This window comes from Chryseobacterium sp. WX, from assembly GCF_029542485.1.
Taxonomy (GTDB): domain Bacteria; phylum Bacteroidota; class Bacteroidia; order Flavobacteriales; family Weeksellaceae; genus Chryseobacterium; species Chryseobacterium cucumeris.
Genome location: NZ_CP120710.1, coordinates 4,854,800 through 4,881,127 on the forward strand (window position 1 = coordinate 4,854,800; position 26,328 = coordinate 4,881,127).

Consider the following 26,328-nt stretch of genomic DNA (forward strand, 5'->3'; position numbering starts at 1 on the left):
AAAATAAAAACAAAAATTAATAATAACTAAAAAACTGTAATCATTTTAAACACTAATAAATCAAACCGTGAGAAAATTTTTAAAATTCATTTGGGTGGTAGCGATGACCTACCCAATGTTGCAATGCAGTAAACCTGAAGCAGCAAAACCTGAAGTGCAAAGTATGGCTCATATTTCAGAAAACATTTCGGAAAAAGAAAATCATAAGCACGATGATGATGACTGGATCTATGTAAACAAAGAGATAAGCGTAATGGGAGATGTCGTTAAGCCCTTGACACTCACTGTAGATTCTTTGAAAAAAATGAATGTAAAGGAAATTAAAGATTTTGATATTGTCTGTCAGTCGGGGATATCCAAAAGTCATATAGAATCTACTAAAGGTGTTCTGCTTACAGAAATTGTGGAAAAGGCAAAAATTGCACAGAAGGATCACACAGACAGGAATTTCTACATTGTTGCAAGAGCTTCAGATGATTACAAAGCTACCTTTTCATGGGCAGAATTGTTCAATAACCCTACTGGAGATAAAGTGTATGTAGTATTTGAACAGAACGGAAACCCCCTGAAAGAAAAAGGCGAAATGATCCTCGTGAGTCTGTCTGATACCAAAACGGGTCCTCGTCACGTAAAATGGCTGAAAAGCATAGAAGTAACAAGAGTGCAATAGCAAGGCATGATCAGAATGAATCAATACATAAGTGTTTCTGAAGCCAGAGAAATCATAGAGAACCATATTTTCCCGACAGAGAATATGATATTGCCTCTGTTGGAAGCTTTGGGTTTTTATACGGCAGAACCTATCATGGCGACCTTAGATGTGCCGTCTTTCGATAATTCTGCGATGGATGGGTATGGATTTCGTTTTGATGATCTGAAAGATTCTACCAAATTAAAAGTTACCAATACAATTCCTGCAGGAATTTCAACAAATGACCCTATTTTAGGTAAAGGAGAAGCTGTACGGATCTTTACTGGGGCAAAGGTTCCGGAAAGTATAGATACTGTGGTGATGCAGGAAAAAGTAGTCCGCAACGGAGATTATATCCAATGTAATACAGATGAAATTAAAAAAGGGGACCATATCCGTCTCAAAGCTTCACAAACCGAGAAAGGAACTGTGATTGTGGAAAAGAACACATTTATCAATCATTCAGTGATCGGATTTCTGGCAGGATTTGGAATAGAAAAAGTTAAGGTTTATAAACGGTTAAAGATCGGTCTTGTTTTTACCGGCAATGAACTGGTGGAAGTTGGGAAAACTTTATCCGATGGAGAAATTTACAATTCCAATACATACACTTTACAGGCTGCTTTAGCGGAGATCAATCATCAATTTTCCTTCATAAAACATGCCGAAGACAGACAAGAAACAACTTTTTCTGCGATTAAAGAAGCCTTTGAAAATGCAGATATTGTACTGATTACAGGCGGAATTTCCGTGGGAGATTATGATTATGTAAAACCTGCTCTGGAAAAACTGGGTGTTACGGAATTGTTTTATAAAGTAAGACAAAAGCCAGGAAAACCTTTATTCTTCGGGAAATTTAACGAAAAATTTGTTTTTGCGTTACCGGGAAATCCAGCATCTGTATTTTCCTGTTACCATCAGTATGTAAAACCGTTTGTACTGGGATGTTTCGGAAGAAAGAACCTTAATGAAAGTCAGGATGTGGCGGTTTCAGAATCTTTCGTAATGAAAAAAAGCAGTGAGCAGACACAGTTTTTAAAAGCTTGGTATTCCCAGGGAAAAGTGCATATCCTCAATGGTCAGGAATCATACAAAATGAATTCTGTGGCACAGGCAAACTGTCTGGTTGAATTTCCTGAAAATATAACCAAAATAAATCCTGGTGAAAAAATAAAGATCTGGAGGATTTGAAAATGATCAGAAATGAAAGCAGTTGTTTTAGCGGGTGGTAAAAGTTCCCGAATGGGACAGGATAAAGCCCTCATGAAGATGAGTGGAAAAACGATGATACAACATGTTGTGGATAATTTGGCGAAAGTATTCGATGAGGTTTTTATTTCCGGAAACCGTTCAGGTGATCCTGTTCCAATGAATGTGATTAAGGATCGATATGAGCAAAAAGGTCCTATGGAAGGAATTCGGTCTGCTTTAGAGCACTGTCAGGAAGATATTTTCGTATGTAGCTGCGATATGCCTTTTGTTTCTACGGAATTGATGAAAGATATTCTTCAAAGAAGAGCAGAAAATAAGATCAGTATCGCGGAATGTGAAGGTAAAGTATATCCGGTTTTAGGCATTTATCCTTATGTGGTTCTTGATGTTTTAGCAAATTCAATTAAGAATGACCGCCTGAGAATGACCCGATTTCTGGAACAGCAAGATGCTCATTATATTCAGTATGATGAATCCTTTAGACCACAGTTTTTGAATATCAATACACCGGAAAGCTTTTGGGAGGCAGAACGTATGATAAATAAATTAGAATTACTTAAAATCAGGACAGATGAAACTTAAAATATTTGGCAAACTCACAGACATCTTTAAAGTAGAAGAATATGATCTTCCATTGCACAATACAGCCAGTGTTGCTGAACTCAGATCGCAATTGTTCGAAAAATTTCCTGAATTGGGGAAAACTACTTTTTTAGTCGTTGTGAATGGAGTGAAAGCAGAAAACCAGCACTTGATTTCAGGTGAAGCAGAAATTGCATTATTACCTCCCTACTCAGGAGGTTAAAAAAATACATTACCATGAATATAAACAGATATAGCAGACAGATTATACTTCCGAATTTTGGGGTTGAAGCACAGGAAAAGCTTGCCCGTTCATCAGTTTTAGTGGTTGGAGCAGGCGGATTGGGATGCCCTGTTCTCCAGATTTTGGTCTCTTCAGGAATCGGAGTGATAGGAATAGCAGATTCTGATAAAGTAGATCTGCACAATCTTCACCGTCAGCTTTTATATGACGAGCAAGATGTGGGAACTCCAAAAGTCGTTGCAGCCTTCGAACATTTGAATACCATGAATTCTGAAACCGAAATAGTCGCTTTTCAGGAGTTGGTCACCACACAAAATGTTCTTTCATTGATCCATAATTTTGATGTGATCGTAGATTGTACCGATAATTTTACGACAAGATACTTATTGAATGATGCCTGTTTTCTTTTGAAAAAACCTTTGGTGTATGCTTCTATCTTCAGATATGAAGGTCAAGTGGCGGTTTTCAATGTTGAAAAAGTAAATTCGGTGACACAATACCGGGATCTTTTTCCGATACCGCCAAATCCTAATGAAGTTCCGAACTGTAATGAAGCAGGAGTTTTGCCGTCCCATTCATCCGTTATTGGTACTTTTCAGGCTAATGAAGTCATCAAATTGCTGATCGGCTCAGATGAGGTTTTGGTACATGAGTTACTGATCTTTAATACCAAAAATTACCAGTCTCTGAAAATGACTTTTACTGAAAATAAAGAAAGATCAGGACCGAAAACCATAGAGGAATTCAAAAATTTCAATTATGATGTATTCTGTAATATCCATAAAGGTGATGACATCAGCTCGCATTCAGCTTTAGAAGAATTTCTGAATCAGAAAAACAGTGTTCTTATTGATGTAAGAGAAACTGAAGAACAACCGAGATTGAAAGCTTTAAACGCTCTGGAAATTCCATTGGCATCACTTGAACAACATTTACAATCATTAAAATCCTATCAAAACATCTGTTTCATTTGCGCCTCAGGAATCCGAAGCAAAAAAGCGGTGGAGATCACAAAAACTTATTTTCCGGAAAAAGAGATCAGGCATTTTCCGACCGGAGCAAAATCAGTTTATCATGAAAAAAATTAAGAATATATTTATAGAAGGTCCTATTGATCCTGCATTCGTTGCCGAAAGTATTGCTAAACACACGGTAAAAACAAGTATTGGTGGTCATAGCATATTCCTGGGTCAGGTTCGGGAAGACAAAATCAATGATAAGAAAGTTGAATCTATAGAATTCACAGCTTATCAGGAGATGGCAGTGGAAAAAGCCCATGAAATCCGTGAAGAGATCATAACCAAATACGGACTTACCTGCACTCACATCTATCATTCATTGGGAAACATCAAAGTGGGGGAGATCTGTCTTTTTGTGTTTACTTCAGCTCCACATCGTAAGGAAGCCATCAATGCATGTGACGAAATGGTGGACAGGATCAAAAAGGAAGTTCCGTTGTGGGGAAAAGAAATTTTGGAGGATAAATCTCACTCCTGGAAAGAAAATAAACAATAAAGTATGGTTAATATCACACATAAAACAAATACACTCAGGAAAGCTATTGCAGAAGCCGTTGTCAGCGTCAGTTCACAGGTGACGATCGATGCTATTGTGAATCAAAAAGTTCCGAAAGGAAATGTTTTTGAAATGTCCAAAACAGCAGGCTTATTCGCAGCCAAAAAAACGAGTGATGTTATTCCGGACTGTCATCCGCTTCCTATAGAATATACCTCTATTCAGTTTGAGATCATGGATTTGGATATTCATATCACTTCAGAAATTCATACGATCTATAAAACCGGGGTAGAAGTGGAGGCGATGCATTCCGCTTCAATCGTTGCCCTTACCATGTATGATATGCTGAAACCGATCGATAAAAACATTGAGATCAAAAACATCAGGCTGCTTGAGAAAAAAGGCGGAAAATCCGATATCAAAGATTCCGGTGAAGGGATCATAGCATCTGTAATTGTGTGTTCGGACAGTATTTTTGAAGGTAAAAAAGAAGATAAAGCAGGAAAAGCCATTATTTCATCCCTTGAGAAAAATAAGGTAAACATTAATGATTATGTGGTTATTCCTGATGAAATTGCTGAGATCCAGAGCAAGATCAGGCTGTATGCAGAAGACGGAATCTCGTTGGTAATGATTACAGGCGGAACCGGGCTTTCGAAACGAGATGTCACTCCCGAAGCTGTTCGTCCGTTGTTGGACAGAGAAATTCCCGGAGTTGCCGAAGCGATCAGAAATTATGGTCAGCAAAGAACTCCTTATTCGATGTTATCGAGAAGTCTTGCCGGGATGATCGGTGATACTCTGGTGATCGCACTTCCAGGCTCAACAAAAGGAGCCGAAGAGTCGATGGATTCTATATTCCCGGGGATTCTGCACATCTATAAAATACTGAACGGCGGAAAGCATTAAAGATTGCTGATAAAAATCAGTATAATAAAAGATAAAAAACTCTTTTAATTGAAGTTGAAATCTTACCTTTGTTCTATAAAAGATAAAAAGGTATTAATATTCTATTAAAACTAAAATGGATAAAAATCAATTAAAAGCAGGACATCCCGTTCACACTTATCTGGTGGAAGAGGAGCTGATCGATACATTACTGGAAGAATTGCTTCAAACAGATCCGAAGGAAGAATTTCAGAAATTTTATAACCTTTTCAACCACTTGTCAACCGTTGAGAGGAGATTTGAGCGAAAAGAAAATCAACTGTTTCCTTTTCTGGAGCAAAAAAGGTGGACCGGACCTTCCAGAAATATGTGGTCTTTCCATGATACGATCCGGGATATTTTCAGGATCATCAGAAAAAATATTGAAGAAAAAGATCTGGATTCCGCAAAACAAAACATAGAATATGCGGGTCAGAACTTAAGAAATCTGATGCAGGTGGAAAAAATGGTTCTCTTCCCGAATGCAATGGAGATCCTTACCGATGAAGAATGGATAAAAATGAGAGAAGGCGAAGATGAAATCGGCTGGATGCTGAGTCAGCCACCCGCAAAATATCCGGAAGAAGAGCAGTATGTACATCCTTCCGAAGATAAAACCATAAGAACCGATGTTAGTTTTGATGAAAATGCATCACACTTTGATGAAGGATATATGACAGTGGAACAGGTGAATCTTTTATTCAGAACATTGCCGCTGGATCTTACCTATGTGGATGAAAACGACAGAGTGATTTTCTATAACCGTGGAGACATTCGTGTTTTCCCGAGAAGTGCAGGAATTATCGGAAGAGAAGTGCGTTTTTGCCATCCTCCGAAAAGTGTGGATACCGTTCTGAAAATATTGGAAGCTTTCAGAAAAGGAGAGCAAAATGAAGCATCGTTCTGGTTCAATTATCGTGACAAGCTAATCTATGTACGATATTTTGCCGTAAGAGACGCACAGAAGAACTATCGAGGGGTTATCGAAATGTCTCAGGATATTTCGGGGATCAAAAAGATCGAGGGAGAAAGAAGACTTTTGGAATGGGAGTGATAATTATCATGAAAAATAAAATACCAAAAACTCTTTTATATAAATTCGAATATATATCTTTGTAATATAAAAATAACAAATGTTTTCTAAAACCTGTGAATACGCCATTCGTGCACTGATCTTCATCGCGCAGAAGTCCAAGGACGGAAGCAGAGTAGGGATCAAAGATATTTCATCAGGAATAGATTCCCCGGAGTATTTCATTGCCAAAATACTACAGGAACTCAGCAGAAAAGGTTTTGTACAATCTGCAAAAGGACCCAACGGTGGTTTTTATATGGATGAAAATAACTTCGAGCAATCTATAGCAGATATTGTAAGAGAGATAGACGGAGACAAACTTTTTTCAGGTTGTGGTTTAGGACTCAGAGAATGCTCGGAAGATCATCCTTGTCCTATCCATAATGATTTCAAACATATCCGTAAAGAAATAAGAGATATGCTGGAAAACTCCAAGATCAGAATGTTTGTCAAGAACTTAGATTTGAAACTGACTTTTTTAAAAAAATAAAATATTTATCAGAATCAATTAAAATCAAGTTTTAAGCAGTGACAAATAAAACACTAAAAGGTATTTATATCTTGTTAAATTGAATAAAATTATTTTAAGCCAAAAAACGTAAACCAATCAAAATGAAAAAATCCATCTTCATCACTGCCGTTTTGTCTGCGTTCATCAGTATGAATTCATGCAAACAAAATCCATCCGCTGCCACAGATAAAACAGCGGATGCCGAAAAAATAGCTACAGACGGTTCATCAGAAGAACAAAAACTGGTTGCTCCGCCTTATGTACCTGCTCCTGTAGGAGAGAGAGCTGCCAAAAAAGTCATTGTAAGACTGGAAATTATTGAAAAAGTCGGTGAATTGGCAGATGGAACGCAATATAACTTCTGGACATTCAACGGAACAGTTCCCGGTAGTTTTATCCGCGCAAGAGTAGGAGATGAGATCGAGCTTCACCTTAAAAACAATGAAAACAGCAATTTTCCTCATAACATAGACCTTCATGCCGTGAACGGTCCCGGAGGAGGAGCAGAAGCCACATTTGTAGCACCAGGAACAGAGAAAGTATTCAATTTTAAAGCCTTAAATCCCGGACTGTATGTCTATCATTGTGCAACAGCACCTGTAGGAATGCATATCGCCAACGGAATGTACGGTTTGATCCTTATCGAACCGGAAGGAGGTTTACCGAAAGTAGACAAGGAGTTTTACATCATGCAAGGAGATTTCTACACCAAAGGAAAATTCGGGGATAAAGGATTACAGGAATTTGATATGGACAAAGCCATTGCAGAACATCCTGAATATGTAGTGTTCAACGGACATACAGGTGCTTTGCTAGGTAAAGGGGAACTTCAGGCTAAAGTTGGAGAAACAGTTCGTTTTTATGTAGGAAACGGAGGACCCAACCTTACCTCTTCTTTCCACGTTATCGGTGAGATCTTTGACAAAGTATACATAGAAGGAGGAAGCAAGATCAATGAAGATGTACAAACTACTTTGATTCCACCGGGAGGAGCTACAATCGTAGAATTTAAAGCAACCGTTCCGGGAGAATATGTGATCGTAGACCATGCCATTTTCAGAGCATTCAATAAAGGAGCTTTGGGAAAAATAAAAGTGACGGGTCCTGAAAATCCGGCCATTTATAAGAAAAATTAAATTAAAGTAAATATATAGTTGAAAGGGTGTTATTACTTAGGTCTCATTGGGGATTATAAAAAGGGAAATCATGAAAGGTGTATTAGTAATATTTTTTATAATTGTTATCAGTCAGGTTTCCTGTTCCGGTCACCGCGATGTTTCTGATACGAAGCCCCACGTTCAACACCATCCGAACAAAGTCTCCAGCTCAAAAAAAATGGTAAAAATAGATGGGGGAACGTATAAAGCCTTTATTGGTAAAGATTCAGGGAGAATCGTAAAAGTTAAAACATTTTATCTTGACGAAAGTCCTATTACCAATGGAGAATATCTCGAATTCCTGAAGAAAAATCCCCAATGGGCCAAAAGTAAGATCCTAAGACTATATGCAGATACAACCTATCTGAAAAACTGGAAGAGCGATTTTGAAATTCCTGAAAACTTAGGTCCGGAAACGCCTGTCACCAATGTTTCCTGGTATGCCGCAAAAGCGTATGCCGAAAGTGTAGGGAAAAGACTTCCGACAATAGATGAATGGGAATATACAGCACTTGCGGACAGAGATTCCAAAGATGCTTCCCAAAAGCCGGAGTTTACAGAATTTATATTGAAATCCTATCAGAAAAAAGAAAAAAGCAAACAGCCTGTAAAGCATTCACAACCTAATTATTACGGTGTTTATGATATGTACGGAATGGTGTGGGAATGGACCTATGATTTCAATTCGGTGATGATGAGCGGGGAATCCAGAAAAGATAATACCACCAACGAATCTATGTTCTGTGCAGGCGCGGCAGTTACATCAGCGGATCTCAGAAATTATGCGGCATTTGTCCGGTATGCACTCAGAGGAAGCTTGAAAGCCGATTACTGTCTCAACAACCTTGGATTTAGATGTGCGAAAGATTAATTAAAGTTTAAATAAAATGAAAAGTCTATTATATTTTTTGTTGGCACTGGTTTTATTCTCCTGCAGCAAAAAAAACGAACCTTTGAAACCTGATTCCATATACAATCTGGCTTCTGAATGGGAAAAACAGGACGGAAGTAAAATAACCTTCTCCGACTTCCAGGGAAAAGTAATTGTTACCACCATGATCTTTACCTCATGCAAAACGGCTTGCCCCAGACTGGCTGATGAAATGAGAAACATTTCTAAAATGGTAGGAAAAGTAGACAGTGATGACATCCAATATGTTTTGATCTCTATCGATCCTGAAACAGACACGCCGGAAGTTATGAAAGCCTATATGGAAATCAATAAATTTAAGGATGATGAATGGACTTTCATCCGAAGTACAGAAGCAGAAACAAGGGAATTGGCTAATATCATGGCTGTGAAGTATAAAGAAATTTCACCGATAGAATTTTCTCACTCCAATATCATCAGTGTCTATTCTAAAGAAGGAATACTCGCTTTCCAGAAAGAGGGCTTAGGAAATGATAATGAAGCCCTTGTAAAAGAAATCAAAAAACAATTAGAATTATAATCCGAAAAGTATTTAACAATGAAAAAATTATTATTAGCAGCATTACTGTTATCACTTAGCATCACCGCTTGTTCAGACAAAAAAGAAACAGTAGCAACAGATACAACAAACGCTACAGAATCCAATATAATGCTTGATGAACCTAAACCGGCAGACTCTTCAGAGATTACATCCACAGCTGCAGCAAGCGGTCCTGAAGCTGAAATTGCAGAAGGAAAATCATTGGTGGAAGGTACAGACTGCCTTGGTTGTCATAAGCTAGACTCAAAGTTAGTAGGTCCTGCTTATCAGGAAGTGGCTGCTAAATATACAGAAGCAGATATTGATCGGCTTGCACAGAAAATCATTGACGGAGGTAAAGGCGTTTGGGGAGATATTCCTATGACACCACATGCCGGAATGAGTAAAGAAAATGCACAGAAAATGGTAAAATATATTCTTTCATTAAAAAAATCATAAGAATATAAATCCTTAAAAAAAACAAAAAAATTTTAAAACAATAAAAGATAAAAAAGTATTAAATTATGAATATAAAGACAGATTTTATAGGCGAAATAGTGGCGGAAGATTTTAGAACTGCTGCAATATTCAAAAAGTACGGAATCGATTTCTGCTGCAAAGGAGGCAGAACCATCGAAGAAGCCTGCGAAAACAGAAAGATCGATACAGAACCCATCTACGAAGAAATAGAAAACCTTTCAAAAAGAGATGACAATTCTATTGATTTCAACAGTTGGCCATTAGATTTACTCGCAGATTATGTAGAGAAGACACATCACCGCTACGTGGAAGAGAAAACACCTGTTCTTCAGGCATTTTTAGACAAGCTTTGTAAGGTACATGGTGGAAGTCATCCCGAACTGTTTGAGATCAGAGAGCTGTTTGATGCTTCTGCACAGGATCTGGGAGCACACATGAAGAAAGAAGAACTTATGCTTTTCCCATTCATTAAAAACATGGTTAAAGCACAGATTGACGGAAGTGCAATTCCACAGCCGCCATTCGGAACAGTGGAAAATCCGGTGAACATGATGAAGCATGAACACACCGTAGAAGGGGAAAGACTGAGAAAGATTGCAGAACTTACTGATGAATACACTCCTCCGGCTGATGCCTGCAACACATATAGAGTAACTTTCTCAATGCTTCAGGATTTTGAAAATGATCTTCACAAGCACATTCATCTGGAAAATAACATCCTTTTCCCGAAAGCAATTAAACTGGAAAAAGAATTTCAGTAAAGTACAACATTAAAAATTGAGTATATGACACCTAAAAAATTATGGATCTGGCTCACGGCGGTCATTCTGGGTTCCTTTGCGGTACTTATTTTCTATGGCGTGGAGATCTACAGAAAGATTCCGCCGGTTCCCGACAAAATTGTAACTACAGATGGTACCATTATAGCAACCGGACAGGACATCAAAGACGGACAAAATGTTTGGCAATCTATCGGGGGACAGACCGTTGGAAGTATATGGGGACACGGAGCATACATCGCGCCTGACTGGAGTGCCGACTATCTTCACCGCGAATCACTTCTTCTTCTGGAAGAACTGGCTAAAAAAGATGGAAAAGTTTATAAAGATTTATCCGACGATGAACAGGCGAAATACAAGGTTCTTCTGAAAAAAGAAATCCGCAAAAATACGTTGGACGAAGCCACAAACACCATTGTGATCAGTCCGGAACGTGCTAAAGTACAGGCAGAACTGGCTAAGTATTATGCAAAAATATTCATGGATGATCCGGAAATGGCAAAGCTGAGAGATCAATACGCTATTCCGAAAAATACAGTGAAGACTCCCGAAAGAATGGCAAAAATGAATGCCTTCTTCTCATGGGCAGCGTGGGTTTGTATCACAGATCGTCCCGGCGATGAGGTTTCATATACCAATAACTGGCCTCATGATGAGATGATCGGTAATATTCCGCCGCCTTCATTGCACTTATGGTCAGGTTTCAGTGTCCTGATGCTGTTGGGTTGTGTAGGTTTACTTGTATTTTATCATGCCCGTCATAAAGAAGAAGAACTCAGCGAGAAACTTCCGTTGGAAGATCCTTTAAGAAATATGAAGCCAACTCCTTCCATGAGGGCTACGTTAAAATATATCTGGGTTGTTGCTCTTCTGATCCTGGTTCAGATGCTTGCAGGGGTAGTTACCGCACATTACGGGGTAGAAGGAAGTGCTTTCTATGGATTTCCGCTGGATGAGATCCTGCCACAATCCATTTCCCGAAGCTGGCATGTTCAGCTGGCTATTTTCTGGATTGCAACCTCATGGTTGGCAACAGGATTATATATTGCACCTGCCGTTTCAGGATACGAACCAAAATATCAGGTACTTGGGGTGAATGTTTTATTCGGGGCATTGCTGATCGTGGTTTTAGGTTCATTGGCAGGACAATGGTTCGGAGTAATGCAGAAATTAGGTTATGTTGATAATTTCCTTTGGGGACATTCCGGATACGAATATGTAGAATTGGGTAGAGTATGGCAGATTTTACTATTGGTTGGGCTTATTTTGTGGTTGGTATTGATGATCAGAGCCTTATTACCTGCCTTGAAGAAAAAAGATGCCAACAGACATTTACTACTTTTATTCACGCTTTCTGCAGTAGCGATCGCATTGTTCTATGGAGCAGGATTAATGTACGGAAGACAAACACACATGGCAATTGCCGAATATTGGAGATGGTGGGTCGTACACCTTTGGGTAGAAGGTTTCTTTGAAGTATTTGCAACCGTTGTAGCAGCATTCTTATTTACAAGATTGGGATTATTAGGATTAAAATCCGCTACCAATGCCGTATTGTTCTCTACCATTATTTTCCTTGCAGGGGGTATCTTAGGAACATTCCACCACTTGTATTTCAGTGCTACACCTACCGCAGTATTGGCTTTAGGAGCTACATTCAGTGCATTGGAAATTGTTCCGTTGGTATTGATTGGGTTTGAAGCATGGCAGAATTATAAGATCAGTAAATCCACAAAATGGATCAGAGCTTACAAATGGCCGATCTACTGCTTCATTGCTATGTGTTTCTGGAATTTCTTAGGAGCAGGGATCTTTGGATTTGCGATTAATCCGCCGATTGCGCTATACTATATTCAGGGCTTGAATACAACAGCTGTACATGGTCATGCTGCATTATTCGGAGTGTACGGAATTTTAGGAATCGGATTGATGATGTTTGTATTGCGTGGATTGTATCCGGACAGGCACTGGAATGATAAACTCATTGGATGGGCATTCTGGCTTACCAACATCGGCTTATTGGTCATGGTTACCATCAGTTTACTTCCTATCGGCATCATGCAGTCTGTTGCATCTATTAAAGAAGGATATTGGTATGCCCGTTCCGCAGAATTCATGCAAACCGATATGATGCATACCTTACGCTGGCTGCGCGTTCCCGGGGATGTGTTGCTTGCTGTGGGAGAACTGTTGATCGTCATTTTCATTATCGGACTTAAAACAGGATGGTCATTAAAAGAAAAGAGATAATATAATCAACTTGAGCTGCTGCTGAAAGGCGGCAGTTCTTTTTAAAATTTGAAGATATGAAAAGGAATGAAAATTTAGTACCACTATCAAGAGATCATCATTTCGGATTGTTGTGCAGCTGGAAGATCCGTGAAGGGGTTAGAAAGAATATTACTTACGACAGGATCAAAAAATATATCAACTATTTTTGGCAGGAAAGCCTGAGCAAACATTTTGAAATAGAGGATACCGTATTGCCGGAACCGGAAAATGAAAGCCTTCAGTTTCAGATGCAGAAAGAACATTCTGAAATAAGAAAGCTGATTAATACTGTGAATCAATCTCAGAATCCCAGACTTTTAGAAGATTTTGCAGATGCTTTGAGCGGGCATATACGTTTTGAAGAACGAATGTATTTTCCACATCTGGAAAACCATTTATCAGATGATGAAATGACGGAAATAGGAAACAAACTGAGCCTTATCCATCAGAAAGAGCAGGACAACTATCCGGATCAGTTCTGGAAATGATTTTTATCATTAATTTTAAACAGTATGACTACTTATAAACAGGCAGGAATAGGCGAGTACCTCTATTTGGCAATGGGGATCTGCAACGGCCATAAAGTGGTGATGGGAGTAGGGTATACCTACGAATATGCTGATAAAAAGGCAAAAGAGTTTGAATTGGCAAGCAAACGATTGGTAAAATATGTTGACATTTCTGTGATAAAAACAGGAGAAAAAGAAAAATGCATGACCCTGAAAAAACTGGATTAATCTTCATTTTTCACGAAATGTTATTTGAATAATTCAACTTATACCCTTATCTTTGAAAAGAGATAAGAAAGTCTTATTATAAATCTTTCTTTTCGTGCTACTTATGGACAGATTGATTCGATTCGGACATTTATTTTTTACCATTTTCACTTTGTTACTTTTTTTTGGCTGTAAAAAAGAATCTGGCCATCAGAAAAATAGCACACAAAATTCATTTGTTTCTGTTGCAGCAGCGGCTAACCTCAGAGATGTTCTGGAAGAATTAAAAAAACTTTATATAACGGAAAATCCCGGTAAAAAAATAGAACTTACCTTCGGATCTTCAGGATTATTGACTCAGCAGATCGTCAATGGAGCACCCTTTGATCTCTTTCTCTCCGCAGATTCCTCTTTCATAGAGAAAATTAAAAACGAAAACAGGAATTTCGGTAAAGCCGAAATATATGCATTAGGAAAAGTAGCGATGTGGAGCTCGGCATTTGATCTTTCAGAAGGTTTGCAAACATCATTGAACCCCGAAATAAAAAAAATCGCAATTGCTGATCCTGAATTGGCTCCATATGGGAAAAATACCGTTCAGGCTTTGAAAAATACAGGAATCTATCCAAAGATCGAACACAAAATAGTCTGGGCGGAAAACATTGGTCAGGCTGCACAATTTGCCGCTACAGGGAATGCTGATCTCGCTTTTATAGCCCTTTCTACAGCTATGAGCAAAGAAATGAAAGCTAAAGGGAATTATTATCTCTTGTCGGAGAACGAAGCAGCTTCAATCCCACAAAGCGGCATCCTGCTGAAAGGAAAAAAACAGACAGAAGCCAAGCAGTTCTTTGATTTTATAAGAAGCCGAAAAACAGCACAGATCTGGCAAAAATACGGATACCAAACTGAAATACGACACTAAATGCTAGATCAGGAATTTATCTACACATTATTCCTAACAGGAAAATTAGCATTGGTGACCACTTTGATACTGATCATCATAGGAATTCCTGTGGCATATTGGCTCACCTATTCCCGTTTCAAGCTGAAATTTGTTCTGGAAACTCTTATTTGTATGCCAATGGTACTGCCTCCTACCGTAATGGGATATTATCTTTTGGTGGCTTTCAGTCCGGAAAATGCGTTCGGGAAATATCTTCAGGAATGTTTCGATGTCCGGTTGGCTTTTTCGTTCAATGGAATTGTTGTGTCGAGTATTATTGCTAACCTTCCGTTTATGATCCAGCCTTTACAGAATGGATTTTCAGCGTTGCCTGATGAACTTAGACAAGCTTCCTACACGATGGGAAAATCAAAATTGGTTACCCTTTTCCGCGTGCTTATCCCCAATATAAAGACTTCCGTTATTACAGCTATTGCGCTCACTTTTGCGCATTGTATAGGGGAATTCGGGATTGTGATCATGGTGGGAGGAAATATTCCGAAGGAAACAAGAATTGCCTCAGTGGCTATTTACGATCAGGTTCAGGCACTTAATTTTGAAGCAGCCAATAAGTATGCATTTGTCCTTTTCATACTGTCTTTTTTAATCTTGCTTCTGATTTACAGTATTAACCGCAAAATTAACTTTACAACTTTCCGATGATTGAGATCCACCTAAAACATCAGATTTTTACCTCTTCGGGAAGTAAAATGTTAGAGGTTAATGAACAGCTGGAAACAGGTGGGATTATACACGTTTCCGGAGATTCGGGGATTGGAAAGACTGTGTTTTTTAAGATCATGGCAGGATTGCTTACTCCGAATTTTGGGGTGATTAACATCAACAACGAAACGGTATTGGATACTGAAAACCGGATTTTTCTTCCTCCGCAAAAACGTAATACAGCATTGATGTTTCAGAATTATGCTTTGTTTCCGAATATGACGGTAAGACAGAATATTACTTTTGCACAGAAGGAAAAAAACACTGAAAAAATCGATCGTTTACTGGAAAAATTTAACCTTAAAAACTTTGAAAATGTTTTCCCATCAAAACTTTCAGGAGGGCAACAGCAGAGGATTGCATTGGCAAGAGCTTTGGTTCAGGATGCTGAGATCATTCTCCTTGATGAACCGCTTTCCGCAGTGGATCCTTTAATGAGAAAAATAATGATGACGGAGATCGTTGAACATCAAAATAATGGAGCGACGGTTTTTATGACCAATCATAGCGAAGAGGAACTCAGTGCTTTTCCGTGTAGAAAATTGATGATTAAATGAAAATAATGTAGTAATGAAAAACTTTAATTTCTGGCTGAAGCTTTGCCTGTTCAATTTCTTCATAGTATCGGTGGTCGGTGTTATGATGAGGTATAATCTCGCATTTTCACTTCCGGGATTTTCTCATAAATTCATGCAGGAATCGCATTCTCATTTTGCATTTTACGGATGGGTTTCGGCAGCGATTTATCTTTTTGTTACGAAATACCTGACTGAAAGTGATGCTGGAATTGCCGTTTCAAAGTATCAGTTTTTGCAGATTTTTAATCAGATCGGTTCATACGGAATGCTGATTACTTTTCTTTATGGAGGGTATTTCTGGCTTTCCATCGTGTTTTCTTCAGTAGCTTTATTTACCGGTTTTGCTTATTATCTATTTTTACTGATTGATCTTAGGAAAAATAAGAATCCTGAAACCATTTGGCTGAAGTCAGGAGCATTCTTTGCTACATTGTCGGCGATCGGAATTTTCGGGTTGGGATATTTTTCGGCAAGGAAAGACGAGTTCGATGTGCTGTTCAGAGCTTCTACCTATTTTTATCTTCATTTTCAGTATAACGGATTTTTCCTGTTTTCCTCCATAGGTTTGTTTTTGATCTCCCTGAAAAAATACGGCGTTCAAATTCAGGAAAAACTGAATAAAACCATTTTCCGCTTATTGGCTGTTGGATGTTTTTTCGGATATGGACTTTCCATTTTATGGATAGATATGCCGGAGCTCCTTCACATCTTTTTCGGTGTGATTTCTATCCTTCAGATTATAGGAGCAATTAAACTTTGGAGATGGTTCGAGCAAACCAAACTATTCAAAAAACAGCATGTCATACAAAAATGGCTTCTTGTGGTTGTAGGCTTTGCATTTTTAGGAAAATTCATTCTTCAGATCTTATCGGCAATTCCTGAACTGGGAATTTACGCTTTCAGCAATATCAATATCGTGATCGGGTATTTGCACTTAGTTTTACTGATGGGAGTGAGTCTTTTCCTGATCTGGAAAATGCTGCATCTGGAAAATATCAAGATCAACAAATTCCTTCAGACCAGTATTGTGATCATGATCTTCGGGATCATATGTAATGAGGTTATTTTGGGACTTTCGGGATTCTTTTCCATCGTTTACATTCCATTTTTAAGTGCAAAATACTGGCTGCTTTTTGCTTCGGTGGTCATTATGATCTCGATCGGGATGTTTATCAGAGCTTTAAGAATAAAGAATTACATCAATAAAGAATTTAAAAATATCAATCTAAACCAATTTAATAAATAATGAACAAAAAACCAGTACACAATTTTCATATTCCTGTAATGGGACTGGCTTATACCATAGACAGTCCGATCCGTGTTGCCCAGTTTGGAATTTCTTCCGTAGTGTCTATTATCGATGATGAGATCGTGGAAAGAATGAGAGATTTTTACAGTAAGAAATTCAATTTTGATTGTTCTGCCATTTCCATAAAATCGGAAGATCACAGAGCGAGAAGAATCACGGCATATCTGGATATGATGGATGATATTGTTACGAAAAAATGTAAAGATTTTAAAGAAGAAATTACCAAAAACACAGAAAGCTTAAAACAGTTTATCGGAATGTTGCCGAGTACTTCCGATTTCAAAAAAGGATTACAGAACATTCTCGATAAGAAAAACGATCTCGCAGCAGACATTAAAAAATTCATTGATGAAAACCTTTTTCCGGGCGAAATTGATGTCAACATCATGACCAAAGTAGATAAGGACAACTTCGTGAAGGATGTACAGCTTCCTACGATTTATAATGATGCCCATGCTTCTCTGCGTGGTTTTGCGAAGAGTAAACTGTCTTCATCTGTAGTGTTTTCAGCAGGGATGAATCCCAGATTATACAGCTATCTGGAGGAATTTGAACACTTTTTTCCTAATGAAAACGGAGAACTGAAAAAGAAGATCATCATCAAGGTAAGTGATTTCCGTTCAGCGATGATCCAGGGAAATTTTCTTGCAAAAAAAGGACTTTGGGTTTCGGAATACAGAATAGAATCCGGTTTGAATTGTGGTGGTCATGCTTTTGCTACGGACGGACTTTTGATGGGTCCAATCATGGAGGAATTCAAACAAAAAAAGAGTGAACTCCAGTTTTCGGCATATTCTTTATGGAGCGAAGCATTGAAACAAAAGGGTAAAACGGCTCCTTCCGAGCCTTTAGACATTAAAATTTCTGTACAAGGCGGTGTAGGAACTTCTGAAGAACACGAATTTCTTCTCTCAAATTATAATGCAGACAGTGTAGGATGGGGTTCTCCGTTTTTGTTGGTTCCGGAAGCTACTTCTCTCGATCAGGAAACAAGAGATCTTCTGGTGAAAGGAAAAGAAGAAGACTTCTATCTGAGCAACATATCACCATTGGGAGTTCCGTTCAATACAATCAAAGGAACAAGCAATGAGATCATCAAGGAAAAAAATATAGCAAAAAGTAAGTTCGGGAGTTCATGTCCTAAAAAACTTTTGGCTTTAAGCAAAGAATTTGATCCGAAAGGAACCTGTACCGCTTCAAAAAAATATCAGGATATCAAAATGGATGAGCTGGAAAATAACAGAGCAAATCTTACAGATAAACAATACGAAAAAAGCAGAAAAAATATCACCGATAAATCCTGCCTTTGTGTAGGTCTTGTCAATTCCGCTTATCTGGAACACGGATTGCCGATAAAAGGTGAGAAACAGGGAGTTGTTATTTGCCCGGGACCTAATCTTAGCTTTTTCGACAGAGAACTTTCACTTTCGGAAATGGTTCGCCATATTTACGGATACGAAAATGTTTTGCCGGATGAACGCCGTCCAAATGTCTTTATCAACGAATTGAAACTGTATGTGGATCATCTTAAAAACGAAATAGCCGATTTTTCTGAAGAGATCACCAAATCTCAGGTGAAAAAATGGGAGAGCTTCAAAGCTAATTTACTGAAAGGAATTGCTTATTATGAAGATCTTTTTGCCCATACAAATTATTTCAGATCAAAAGTAGACCGTATTTTTTCTGAACTGAAATCATACAGATCAAAAATTGATCAGATCCAGATTCCGCAGTTATAAGCTGTAGAATTTAAAATACTCCTGGTTCATTCATCAGCTTCATTACACTTCCAAGATCTTTCAGATCTTTGATCTTATATTGGAACATGATCATCACTTTTTCCTTTACAGCAACAGCAAGGTGATGAATGGGACAGGGATTTTCCCCATTACATAAGGATAACCCTAAAAGACATGAGGTAAGAACTTCCTTACCTTCAAAATTTTCATAGATGTCTTTGATTGTCAGATTCTCAAATTGTTCATCATCGAGATAAAAACCACCACCTTTTCCTTTTCCTGAAGAAATCAGTTTTTTTCTGGTCATATGCTGTAAAATTTTGGAAGTGAAAGGGGTAGGGGTGCCTATTTTTTCCGAAATATCTGCGATCCCAATCTTCCGCCTTTCAATGGCAAGTATAATACATGCTTTTATTGCATACTGACATGTATTCGAAAATATCAACATTTATTCTTATTAATGATTAAACTACTAACTTGGTTGTAAAAATACAAAAACCTCGCCGAAACCATAGATTTTAGGAGATTCATATTTGGTATAAAGTTGAAGTGAAGCTTAAAAAAATGAAAGCCACTAAAATTCTAATGACTTTCATCGATCAAGACAAATTATTTCAGTTTGAAATTAGGCGCAATTTTCAGAGCAAGCCACGTCCACGTTTGCAGATCTTTTGGTTCTGAAACATTTTTAAGGACTTTCATACTGTCACTTGCAAACATAAAGGAATGACCTAGGTTTACCGTGATCACTTTCCAGAATTTTTGGATGAGAACCAGATCCAGTTCGCTTCCTAAATAAGATGAATATTTTTTTTCCAGATTATTCTCACCCAGTTTTCCGTTTGTAGTGAAAATGTGCAGGTTACCCGTAATTATGGAGTTAGAATTAAACTTAAAAGTAGATTTAAGATAATAATCATTCAACCCGAAACCGTTAAAATGGCTTGTTCCAAAATAAAAATAATCCATAAACCCATTATGCAGGTGATTGGTTCCATACAAAGGGCTGAACGATCTGTTTTCTCCGGAATAAGTATCATAACTCCTACCGGAAAGCCATTCCGTCCCGGCAACAATATTAATCTTTGGATGAATCAGAAAATCTGAATTGATTGAAAACTGATAAGCAGACTTGATCTGAGCGCTTGTGTTTTTACCCGTTTGATAATATGCTGAACCGAAAAAACCGATGTTTTCGAAATATTTTTTCGCATTGATTCCCATTGTCAACATATCATAATGGGTACCTGATGGATTTTGCAAAATATTATTCAGAGCGATGGCTGAGAATAGGAATTTGTTGTTTCCGGTAAATTGATAATGCAAAACCTGAAGTGATTTTGTGATTTCTCCACCCTCCGAAATGCTGTAAATCTCTTTTTCGGACAAATCATTGGTATCATTATCATCATTGTTGTAGGTGATTGCAGCTTCGATTTTAGAATTCGGACTTAGGGTATAAATACCTTTCAAAGTTTCAAAACTTCGTCCCTGCATCATCCAATCCAATGTCCCAAGTAAACGTTCGTTGTCGTAGGAAAGAATCTGTTTCCCTAGTTTCAAAGAAAATTGGCCTGAAAACTGATATTTTGCCCAGGCTTCATGAATGGTGAAGTTCTGATTTTTTCCTGTATTGGAAGCTGTTTCTCCCCATGTTCTTACATCCTGTGCACTGAGGTAAACTTCCAGGTTTTTATAATAATAATCTATTCCGACTCGAGCACGGGAAAGAACAGTTGTCTCTGCAGATTTCCCTTTTGGAATGAGGGTTCTTGCTCCATTATCCAGTTCTGCTCGTGTTCGCAGATCAATGTTCATTTTCAGACTATCCATTTGTGCATTGGCCAATCCGAAAGCGAGGCTTAAAATGCCTAAAGTAATTTTGTTCTTAAACATTTCATTAAGGTTCAGCGGTTATTTTATAAGTTTGATGACAAGCAACACAGTTGTTGAGAAGTTCATTCATTTTCACCTGAATTTCCTGTCTGTCGTATTTTTGCTTGGCCATTTTTGACATTACATCAAAAAGTTCATGGGTATGAAAGCCCATTTGTTTGAACTCATAGGGTAAAGATCTTACCAATCCCTGAGGAATGGTATTTATCTTACAGGCTCCGGATTGCTGACCAACACCGGCGACCATATTGGGATCGTTTTTAGCAATTCCGTCATTGATCTTTTGTACACTTTCCAAGAAACCCCGCATTTCTGCCATCACATATTCACGGTTTTCTTTGGTCATTTTTATCTCGGATCTGCTGTCTTTTTTAATGATCACTTTTTCGCCCTGATAAAAGAATTTATAGACCAGAACAACATTCAGAATGATGGATATCATCATCATCATCAGTAACATGAGGTTTTTTTTCATTTTTTTTAAGTTTTTATTATTAACAAGGTCTTTCACATCCCGATTTGGTATAGAAATGCCAGTTGACAGCTGTAGCCATTACGCAACCCACTACCAAAAACCAGAAAAAGAGCCTTGAATCACCTGTCATCATTCTGGATTGTGTGATCAAAACATTGAACACAAAAGGTCCGAAAGCGGCCACTGCTGCAGTCCAGCCTATAACTCCGGCTGCTTTTCTCGGAGAATCTGAGAAAATGACTGGGAATTGCTTGAACGTTGCTGCATTTCCAATTCCTGTGAAGAAAAAGATGGCTAAAACGATAAATAGGAAACCCTCGAACTGATCGGGAGAAGTAGGTGTTAAATATCCTCCGAGAATCAATCTGCAAATCAGGATGATCAATGCTATTCCGGTAACCTGTGTAAGTAATGCACCTCCGATCTTATCAGCAACTTTTCCAAAGATCACTCTGGATGCTGAACCAATAAGCGGTCCGTAAAATGCAAACTGTAGCGGATCAAGGTTTTTGTCTAAAGGAACATACAGGTTTTTGATCATCATAGGGAAGGATGCCGAAAATCCTGCAAAAATCCCGAAGGTCATGATATAGGTCATTGTACAGTACAGGGTATGTTTATCCTTGAAGATGTCCAATTGCTCTTTGAAAGATGCCTTTACCGGAATACTTTTTAATGAGAACCATGCCCAGATTCCAATGATAAATAGTGGAATAACATAGATGAACGCAATATTTTCCAAGTAGATGGTTTTACCTGTTTCCACAATGATCTCGCCACCTCCCATGAATGAAAAGATACTTAAACTGATCACAAGTGGTGAAAGCAACTGTACCAGGCTTACTCCAAAATTACCGATTCCAGCCTGAATACCGAGTGCGGTTCCGGCTTCTTTTTTCGGGAAAAATAAGGATGTTGAAGGCATAAAAGATGAAAAGTCTCCACCACCGATTCCCAACAAGAATCCAATCACCATAAAATAAGTAAAGGATGTCTCAGGATTCATAACGGCAAATCCAAGCATGACCACAGGAATGATCTTGATGAGTGAACTGACAGAAACTACCTTTCTGGTACCATAGATAGGAATTAGAAATGTATTGACAATTCTTAGAAGCCCTCCCGCTAATCCGGGCATTGCTCCCATCCAGAATAGCTGGTCATCTGTGAACTGAAAGCCAATGTGAGGAAGTTTGATAACGATGACGCTGTATAAAAACCAGGTCGCGAAAGATAAGGTGAGAGCCGCAGTTGTAATGGTCAATGTTTTCCATGCTGTTTTTTTGCCGCTGCGTTTCCAGAATTCTTCGTTGGAAGAGTCATAGTTGGTGAGCCAATGTGAATCATTCATCTTTTTAGTTGTTTATTTTTGGGTTTAATGTTAATCTTTGTTGCAATTGACATGTTCAATTCTATCCTTAATGTGTGGTGCTTCTTTATGTGTCATTTTTTTGATTATTGTATTCATCCAGAAAAGAGATATGGCTGAAACCAGGAACACGAAAATCCATGAGCTGGTCCATAATCCTGAAAAATCTAGGAGATAACCAAATAAGATAGGTCCAATGAAGCCTCCTAAACCACCGATAAGCCCTACCATTCCACCAACAACACCCACTTCATTCGGAAAGTATTCAGGGATATGTTTGTAGACGGCCGCTTTACCGATTCCCCACATAATGCCAATAAGAATGACAAGAATGGAGAAAACCCATATATGTGCTTCAAATTTGATGAGGGTAACGCCCTGTGCTAAAAGTTGTTTTTTCTGTACTTTTTCATTGTGTTTTACCAAAACTTCCTGCCATGAAAATGATTTGGGTAATACAGAGGTTTGCTGAGGTATTTCAGGTTTTGAACTGATGCTGAATTCTCCGTTATCAAGAATGATCTTATCTTTTTCAATGGATTGAACTGTTCCTGTTTTTTTTGCAGTGATTCCTTTTCCCGGTGTCAAAATCTCCATTTTAGGAAGCATCAATAATCCGCTTAAGACCAGAGAAGAATAGAGTACCCAGTACATGACTTTTCTGGCCCCGAATTTATCTGAGAGATAGCCTCCAAATGCACGGATCACACCGCTCGGTAAACTGAATGCGGAAGTAAGAAGTCCTGCTAAAACCAATGAAGTTTGGTAAACACTTACATAATAAGGCAATAACCATTGTGAGAAAGCAACAAACAGGCCGAATACCAGAAAATAATACAGACCGAATCGCCAAACCCTGATTTTGCTTAAAGGATTAAGAAGCTGTTTTACTGATTTGTTCTGAACTGCTGCTTTTTTATTTTCAACAAAAAACAGGAATATAAATCCGATGATCGTTAACGTAATTCCGTAGATGATGGGAAGCATTCTCCATCCGTTTTCCGGATCATCAGCAGATAGATAATTGAGCAGAGTAGGAGCAAAAAATGTAGTAAGAGCAGCTCCTGCATTTCCCATTCCGAATATTCCCAATGCACGTCCCTGCCATTCTTTCGGGTACCAAGCAGAAGTGAAGGCAATACCTACGGCAAATGCTGTTCCCACCATTCCGAATAGGACACTTAATAACAAATAGATCCAATAAGAATCTGCAAAATATAATAAAAATAAAGGTATGCTGCAAAGTAAAAGTAAAGTTGAGAATACAGGTTTTCCTCCATATTTATCTGTTAAAATCCCTAAGGGAAGTCTCATGATAGAGCCTGAAAGAATAGGGATTCCCAAAAGCCAGCCTGTTTCTACCACAGACCAGTTGAAAATATTGTTGTCAACAAGATAAGTAACTAAAACACCGTTTAAAGTCCAACAGGCAAAACAGATCGTAAATGCCAAAGTATTCAGAAACAGAATTCTGTGGGCGGAAGATAAATTTGCGTTCATTGTTTCGGTTTTTTTAATAATCTAGTTTACTTGCACAAAGATATTATAAATAAGACATTTTTGTCTTATTATAGATTTTTTTTCTATTTTTGTGTCATAAATCATATTATTCTATACATAAAGCGATCAATGGAGTATATGATTCGAGGTTGTATTATCATCATTTCAAGTAATTAAAATATTCATTATGAGGAGTATTACGCGGATGGAAATTATCCTATATGTTCAGAAGCAGAAAAAAAGTACACATTTTTACTCAGCCTTATTCCGGCAGATCCCGGCTCCTAACGTCCCCAATAGGAAGAATGTTTTATTTGGAGATCACTACAGGCTTAGATTCATACAACATAATATCAATGAAGATGAATAAATACTACGCGGGCATCTTTCTTTTCATGGTTTTCATCTACGCATTCTACAATAGAGAAATTTATACTGAAAAGGCAGATTACGGTGATTTTAAGCTTTCAGAAAAAGCCTTGAACGGTGAGAGACTGTGGCTGGAAAATAATTGTAATGCTTGTCATCAACTGTATGGTCTGGGGGGATATTTAGGCCCGGATCTTACTAATGTTACGTCCAGGCCTGATAAAAGTGATGAATATCTAAAGGTAATGATGATCAGCGGGATCAAATCCATGCCCAAATTCGATTTTTCGCCTGATCAGCAGGACCAGATCCTACAATTTTTAAAAGAAGTTGATAGAACGGGGTATTATCCAACGCAGAATGCTGTGATCAATTATGGCGGATGGGTAGACTATCCACAAAAAGTAAAAAATGAAAAATAACGCTTATCCTTTCTATTATATACTGATCGGGCTGCTGAGCCTGGTACTGTGTCTTTTTGTTGGTTTTTTATCTGGTGTACAGTATGCGGTTCCGGATTTTGCTAAAACCATATTTCCATTTACTGTTCTTCGGCCGTTACATACTCTTTTTGCCCTTTCATGGATCTTTATGACAGCTATTGGCGGGATCATGTGGTATATCCAGAATGATAAGACAAGCTCAGGGATTATGAAGTGGCAATTTTGGGTCTTTACATTTACGGGTATATTGATAGCGGCTTGTTATATATTCAAGAAATTTGAAGGAAAAGAATACCTTGAATTTCCTCATGGTTTCTATGTACCTATTCTTTTAGGATGGATCTTGTTCGGAATTTATTATTTTCGTGTGATGTGGCGTACTTTTTCCCGTTGGCCTGTATATTACTGGATGTGGGGAACGGGAATCGTATTGATGATTTTTCATTTTACAGAAGCTCACCTCTGGATCTTGCCTTACTTCAGAGAACACTATACTCAAAACCTTACGATGCAGTGGAAAGCAGGCGGTGCCTATGTAGGGGCATGGAATATGTTGGTATACGGTACCTCTATGTATGTAATGGAAAGAAACAGTGGAAAGTTAGGTTACAGCCATTCAAAAACGGGATTCTTTTTTTTCTTCCTCGGTCTTATTAATGTGATGTTCAATTGGGCACATCACATTTATCCCGTTCCGAATGCAGAATGGATCCGTTATTTAGCATATATCATCAGTATGACGGAATGGATCATCCTGCTAAGAATCATCTATCTTTGGAAAAAAGATATTCCGGCACAAAGTAAGAAACAGTTTTCAGTATCTTACCGTATGCTGATGTTATCAGAGTTATGGATCTTTCTGAACCTGTTTTTAGCATTGTTGATTTCCATTCCTGCCATTAATCTTTTTACACATGGAACACACATTACGGTGGCTCATTCTATGGGAACTATCATCGGGATTAATACCACTATTCTGTTGTCTTCTGTAAGTTTTATCCTGGAAATTGTAAAAGGAATGAGACCAAAAGTTAAAAAGACTATTTTTCTGGGAAGCCGGATCTTTAATGCTTCATTCTTAGGATTTTGGCTTATATTGCTGGTGATGGGAGTTAAACGTTCAAAATGGATTTACTTTTCAGAGCAGATCTCTTTTGGTATGTTTCAGGATTCTATGCAAGTTTTACATATTATATTTGGCTTATTTGGAACTGGCTTAATCATAGGGATTTGTATTATAATCTATCCAATGATCAACCACACCATTGCTATACTCGTTAGGTATAAGACGAAAACTGCACAACAAAGAAGACTAGATGCTTTTAACCACCTGGGCAATGAGTCAATAAGGAAGAGAGATTGAAAAGTTT

General features: G+C 38.1%; 28 protein-coding genes and 1 pseudogene. 24 read left to right on the forward strand and 5 right to left on the reverse strand.

Translation table 11 applies throughout. The features are described from left to right. Window positions 1-67 precede the first annotated feature (67 nt). From PZ898_RS22300 to PZ898_RS22405, 22 genes and pseudogenes are all read left to right on the forward strand, one after another. A complete protein-coding gene (locus PZ898_RS22300) occupies window positions 68-670 on the forward strand; it encodes a molybdopterin-dependent oxidoreductase (protein WP_277694260.1) in 603 nt (200 codons plus the stop codon). A 15-nt stretch (window positions 671-685) separates the two neighbouring features. Continuing rightward, a complete protein-coding gene (gene glp / locus PZ898_RS22305; protein WP_153394585.1) occupies window positions 686-1,882 on the forward strand; it encodes a gephyrin-like molybdotransferase Glp in 1,197 nt (398 codons plus the stop codon). A 12-nt stretch (window positions 1,883-1,894) separates the two neighbouring features. Continuing rightward, window positions 1,895-2,485 carry a molybdenum cofactor guanylyltransferase gene (locus PZ898_RS22310; protein ID WP_120231272.1) on the forward strand — a complete coding sequence of 197 codons (591 nt, stop codon included), beginning with the start codon at window positions 1,895-1,897 and terminating at the stop codon, window positions 2,483-2,485. Continuing rightward, the gene (locus PZ898_RS22315; RefSeq protein ID WP_042721872.1) at window positions 2,475-2,708 is read left to right on the forward strand and encodes a MoaD/ThiS family protein; all 234 of its coding nucleotides are present in this window, start codon (window positions 2,475-2,477) and stop codon (window positions 2,706-2,708) included. Before PZ898_RS22310 ends, PZ898_RS22315 begins: the two co-directional genes overlap by 11 nt. Window positions 2,709-2,722: 14 nt before the next feature. Next, window positions 2,723-3,817, forward strand: coding sequence for a ThiF family adenylyltransferase (locus PZ898_RS22320; RefSeq protein WP_042721873.1), 1,095 nt, complete (start codon window positions 2,723-2,725; stop codon window positions 3,815-3,817). Further along, window positions 3,804-4,244, forward strand: coding sequence for a molybdenum cofactor biosynthesis protein MoaE (locus tag PZ898_RS22325; RefSeq protein WP_042721874.1), 441 nt, complete (start codon window positions 3,804-3,806; stop codon window positions 4,242-4,244). Before PZ898_RS22320 ends, PZ898_RS22325 begins: the two co-directional genes overlap by 14 nt. A gap of 3 nt (window positions 4,245-4,247) precedes the next feature. Then, the gene (gene moaCB, locus PZ898_RS22330) at window positions 4,248-5,153 is read left to right on the forward strand and encodes a bifunctional molybdenum cofactor biosynthesis protein MoaC/MoaB (protein WP_042721875.1); all 906 of its coding nucleotides are present in this window, start codon (window positions 4,248-4,250) and stop codon (window positions 5,151-5,153) included. Window positions 5,154-5,268: 115 nt separating this feature from the next. After that, a complete protein-coding gene (locus PZ898_RS22335; RefSeq protein WP_042721876.1) occupies window positions 5,269-6,225 on the forward strand; it encodes a PAS domain-containing protein in 957 nt (318 codons plus the stop codon). A 79-nt stretch (window positions 6,226-6,304) separates the two neighbouring features. Next, window positions 6,305-6,736, forward strand: coding sequence for an Rrf2 family transcriptional regulator (locus PZ898_RS22340; protein ID WP_153394581.1), 432 nt, complete (start codon window positions 6,305-6,307; stop codon window positions 6,734-6,736). A gap of 170 nt (window positions 6,737-6,906) precedes the next feature. Continuing rightward, window positions 6,907-7,881: pseudogene (nirK, locus tag PZ898_RS22345) on the forward strand (copper-containing nitrite reductase); the annotation flags it as partial. 82 nt (window positions 7,882-7,963) lie between these two features. Then, a complete protein-coding gene (locus tag PZ898_RS22350; protein WP_153394579.1) occupies window positions 7,964-8,785 on the forward strand; it encodes a formylglycine-generating enzyme family protein in 822 nt (273 codons plus the stop codon). Between the two features lie 16 nt (window positions 8,786-8,801). Continuing rightward, window positions 8,802-9,365, forward strand: coding sequence for an SCO family protein (locus PZ898_RS22355; RefSeq protein ID WP_042721880.1), 564 nt, complete (start codon window positions 8,802-8,804; stop codon window positions 9,363-9,365). Between the two features lie 18 nt (window positions 9,366-9,383). Next, window positions 9,384-9,824 (forward strand): c-type cytochrome, encoded by a 441-nt coding sequence (locus tag PZ898_RS22360; RefSeq protein WP_042721881.1) that lies wholly within the window; start codon window positions 9,384-9,386, stop codon window positions 9,822-9,824. A gap of 65 nt (window positions 9,825-9,889) precedes the next feature. Then, entirely contained in the window at window positions 9,890-10,606 is a 717-nt protein-coding gene (ric, locus tag PZ898_RS22365; protein WP_042721882.1) for an iron-sulfur cluster repair di-iron protein, read from the forward strand. A gap of 24 nt (window positions 10,607-10,630) precedes the next feature. Continuing rightward, on the forward strand, window positions 10,631-12,874 hold the full coding sequence (locus PZ898_RS22370; RefSeq protein WP_042721883.1) for a nitric-oxide reductase large subunit: 2,244 nt from the start codon (window positions 10,631-10,633) through the stop codon (window positions 12,872-12,874). A gap of 56 nt (window positions 12,875-12,930) precedes the next feature. After that, the gene (locus PZ898_RS22375) at window positions 12,931-13,383 is read left to right on the forward strand and encodes a hemerythrin domain-containing protein (RefSeq protein WP_042721884.1); all 453 of its coding nucleotides are present in this window, start codon (window positions 12,931-12,933) and stop codon (window positions 13,381-13,383) included. 24 nt (window positions 13,384-13,407) lie between these two features. Next, window positions 13,408-13,632 (forward strand): hypothetical protein, encoded by a 225-nt coding sequence (locus tag PZ898_RS22380; protein ID WP_042721885.1) that lies wholly within the window; start codon window positions 13,408-13,410, stop codon window positions 13,630-13,632. Window positions 13,633-13,783: 151 nt separating this feature from the next. Beyond that, window positions 13,784-14,536, forward strand: a complete 753-nt coding sequence (gene modA, locus PZ898_RS22385; protein WP_240582426.1) for a molybdate ABC transporter substrate-binding protein — start codon at window positions 13,784-13,786, stop codon at window positions 14,534-14,536. After that, window positions 14,537-15,220, forward strand: coding sequence for a molybdate ABC transporter permease subunit (gene modB / locus PZ898_RS22390; RefSeq protein WP_042721886.1), 684 nt, complete (start codon window positions 14,537-14,539; stop codon window positions 15,218-15,220). Beyond that, complete coding sequence (locus PZ898_RS22395) at window positions 15,217-15,837, forward strand: ATP-binding cassette domain-containing protein (RefSeq protein WP_042721887.1); 621 nt, start codon at window positions 15,217-15,219, stop codon at window positions 15,835-15,837. The genes modB and PZ898_RS22395 overlap by 4 nt, the downstream gene beginning before the upstream one ends. Before the next feature lie 13 nt (window positions 15,838-15,850). Further along, a complete protein-coding gene (locus tag PZ898_RS22400; RefSeq protein ID WP_042721888.1) occupies window positions 15,851-17,104 on the forward strand; it encodes a hypothetical protein in 1,254 nt (417 codons plus the stop codon). Next, window positions 17,104-18,906, forward strand: a complete 1,803-nt coding sequence (locus tag PZ898_RS22405; RefSeq protein ID WP_277694261.1) for a hypothetical protein — start codon at window positions 17,104-17,106, stop codon at window positions 18,904-18,906. Before PZ898_RS22400 ends, PZ898_RS22405 begins: the two co-directional genes overlap by 1 nt. A 10-nt stretch (window positions 18,907-18,916) precedes the next feature. On the opposite strand, the gene PZ898_RS22410 is transcribed toward PZ898_RS22405, so the two are convergent. The 5 genes from PZ898_RS22410 to PZ898_RS22430 all read right to left on the reverse strand — a co-directional run bounded on the left by PZ898_RS22410 (window position 18,917) and on the right by PZ898_RS22430 (window position 24,146). Further along, a complete protein-coding gene (locus PZ898_RS22410) occupies window positions 18,917-19,354 on the reverse strand; it encodes an Rrf2 family transcriptional regulator (RefSeq protein ID WP_050009576.1) in 438 nt (145 codons plus the stop codon). A 161-nt stretch (window positions 19,355-19,515) separates the two neighbouring features. Beyond that, a complete protein-coding gene (locus PZ898_RS22415; protein WP_153394573.1) occupies window positions 19,516-20,802 on the reverse strand; it encodes an alginate export family protein in 1,287 nt (428 codons plus the stop codon). A gap of 4 nt (window positions 20,803-20,806) precedes the next feature. Then, window positions 20,807-21,277, reverse strand: coding sequence for a hypothetical protein (locus tag PZ898_RS22420; protein ID WP_147367556.1), 471 nt, complete (start codon window positions 21,275-21,277; stop codon window positions 20,807-20,809). A gap of 19 nt (window positions 21,278-21,296) precedes the next feature. Next, the gene (locus PZ898_RS22425; RefSeq protein ID WP_123263096.1) at window positions 21,297-22,628 is read right to left on the reverse strand and encodes an MFS transporter; all 1,332 of its coding nucleotides are present in this window, start codon (window positions 22,626-22,628) and stop codon (window positions 21,297-21,299) included. Between the two features lie 30 nt (window positions 22,629-22,658). After that, entirely contained in the window at window positions 22,659-24,146 is a 1,488-nt protein-coding gene (locus tag PZ898_RS22430; protein WP_123263097.1) for an MFS transporter, read from the reverse strand. A gap of 362 nt (window positions 24,147-24,508) precedes the next feature. On the opposite strand from PZ898_RS22430, the gene PZ898_RS22435 reads away from it, so the two are divergent. Both PZ898_RS22435 and PZ898_RS22440 read left to right on the forward strand, forming a co-directional pair. Then, window positions 24,509-24,937: a cytochrome c gene (locus PZ898_RS22435; RefSeq protein ID WP_166668339.1), complete on the forward strand. Its 429-nt coding sequence runs from the start codon at window positions 24,509-24,511 to the stop codon at window positions 24,935-24,937. Continuing rightward, the gene (locus PZ898_RS22440) at window positions 24,927-26,321 is read left to right on the forward strand and encodes a cbb3-type cytochrome c oxidase subunit I (protein ID WP_277694262.1); all 1,395 of its coding nucleotides are present in this window, start codon (window positions 24,927-24,929) and stop codon (window positions 26,319-26,321) included. The genes PZ898_RS22435 and PZ898_RS22440 overlap by 11 nt, the downstream gene beginning before the upstream one ends. The last annotated feature ends 7 nt before the right edge of the window (window positions 26,322-26,328 follow it).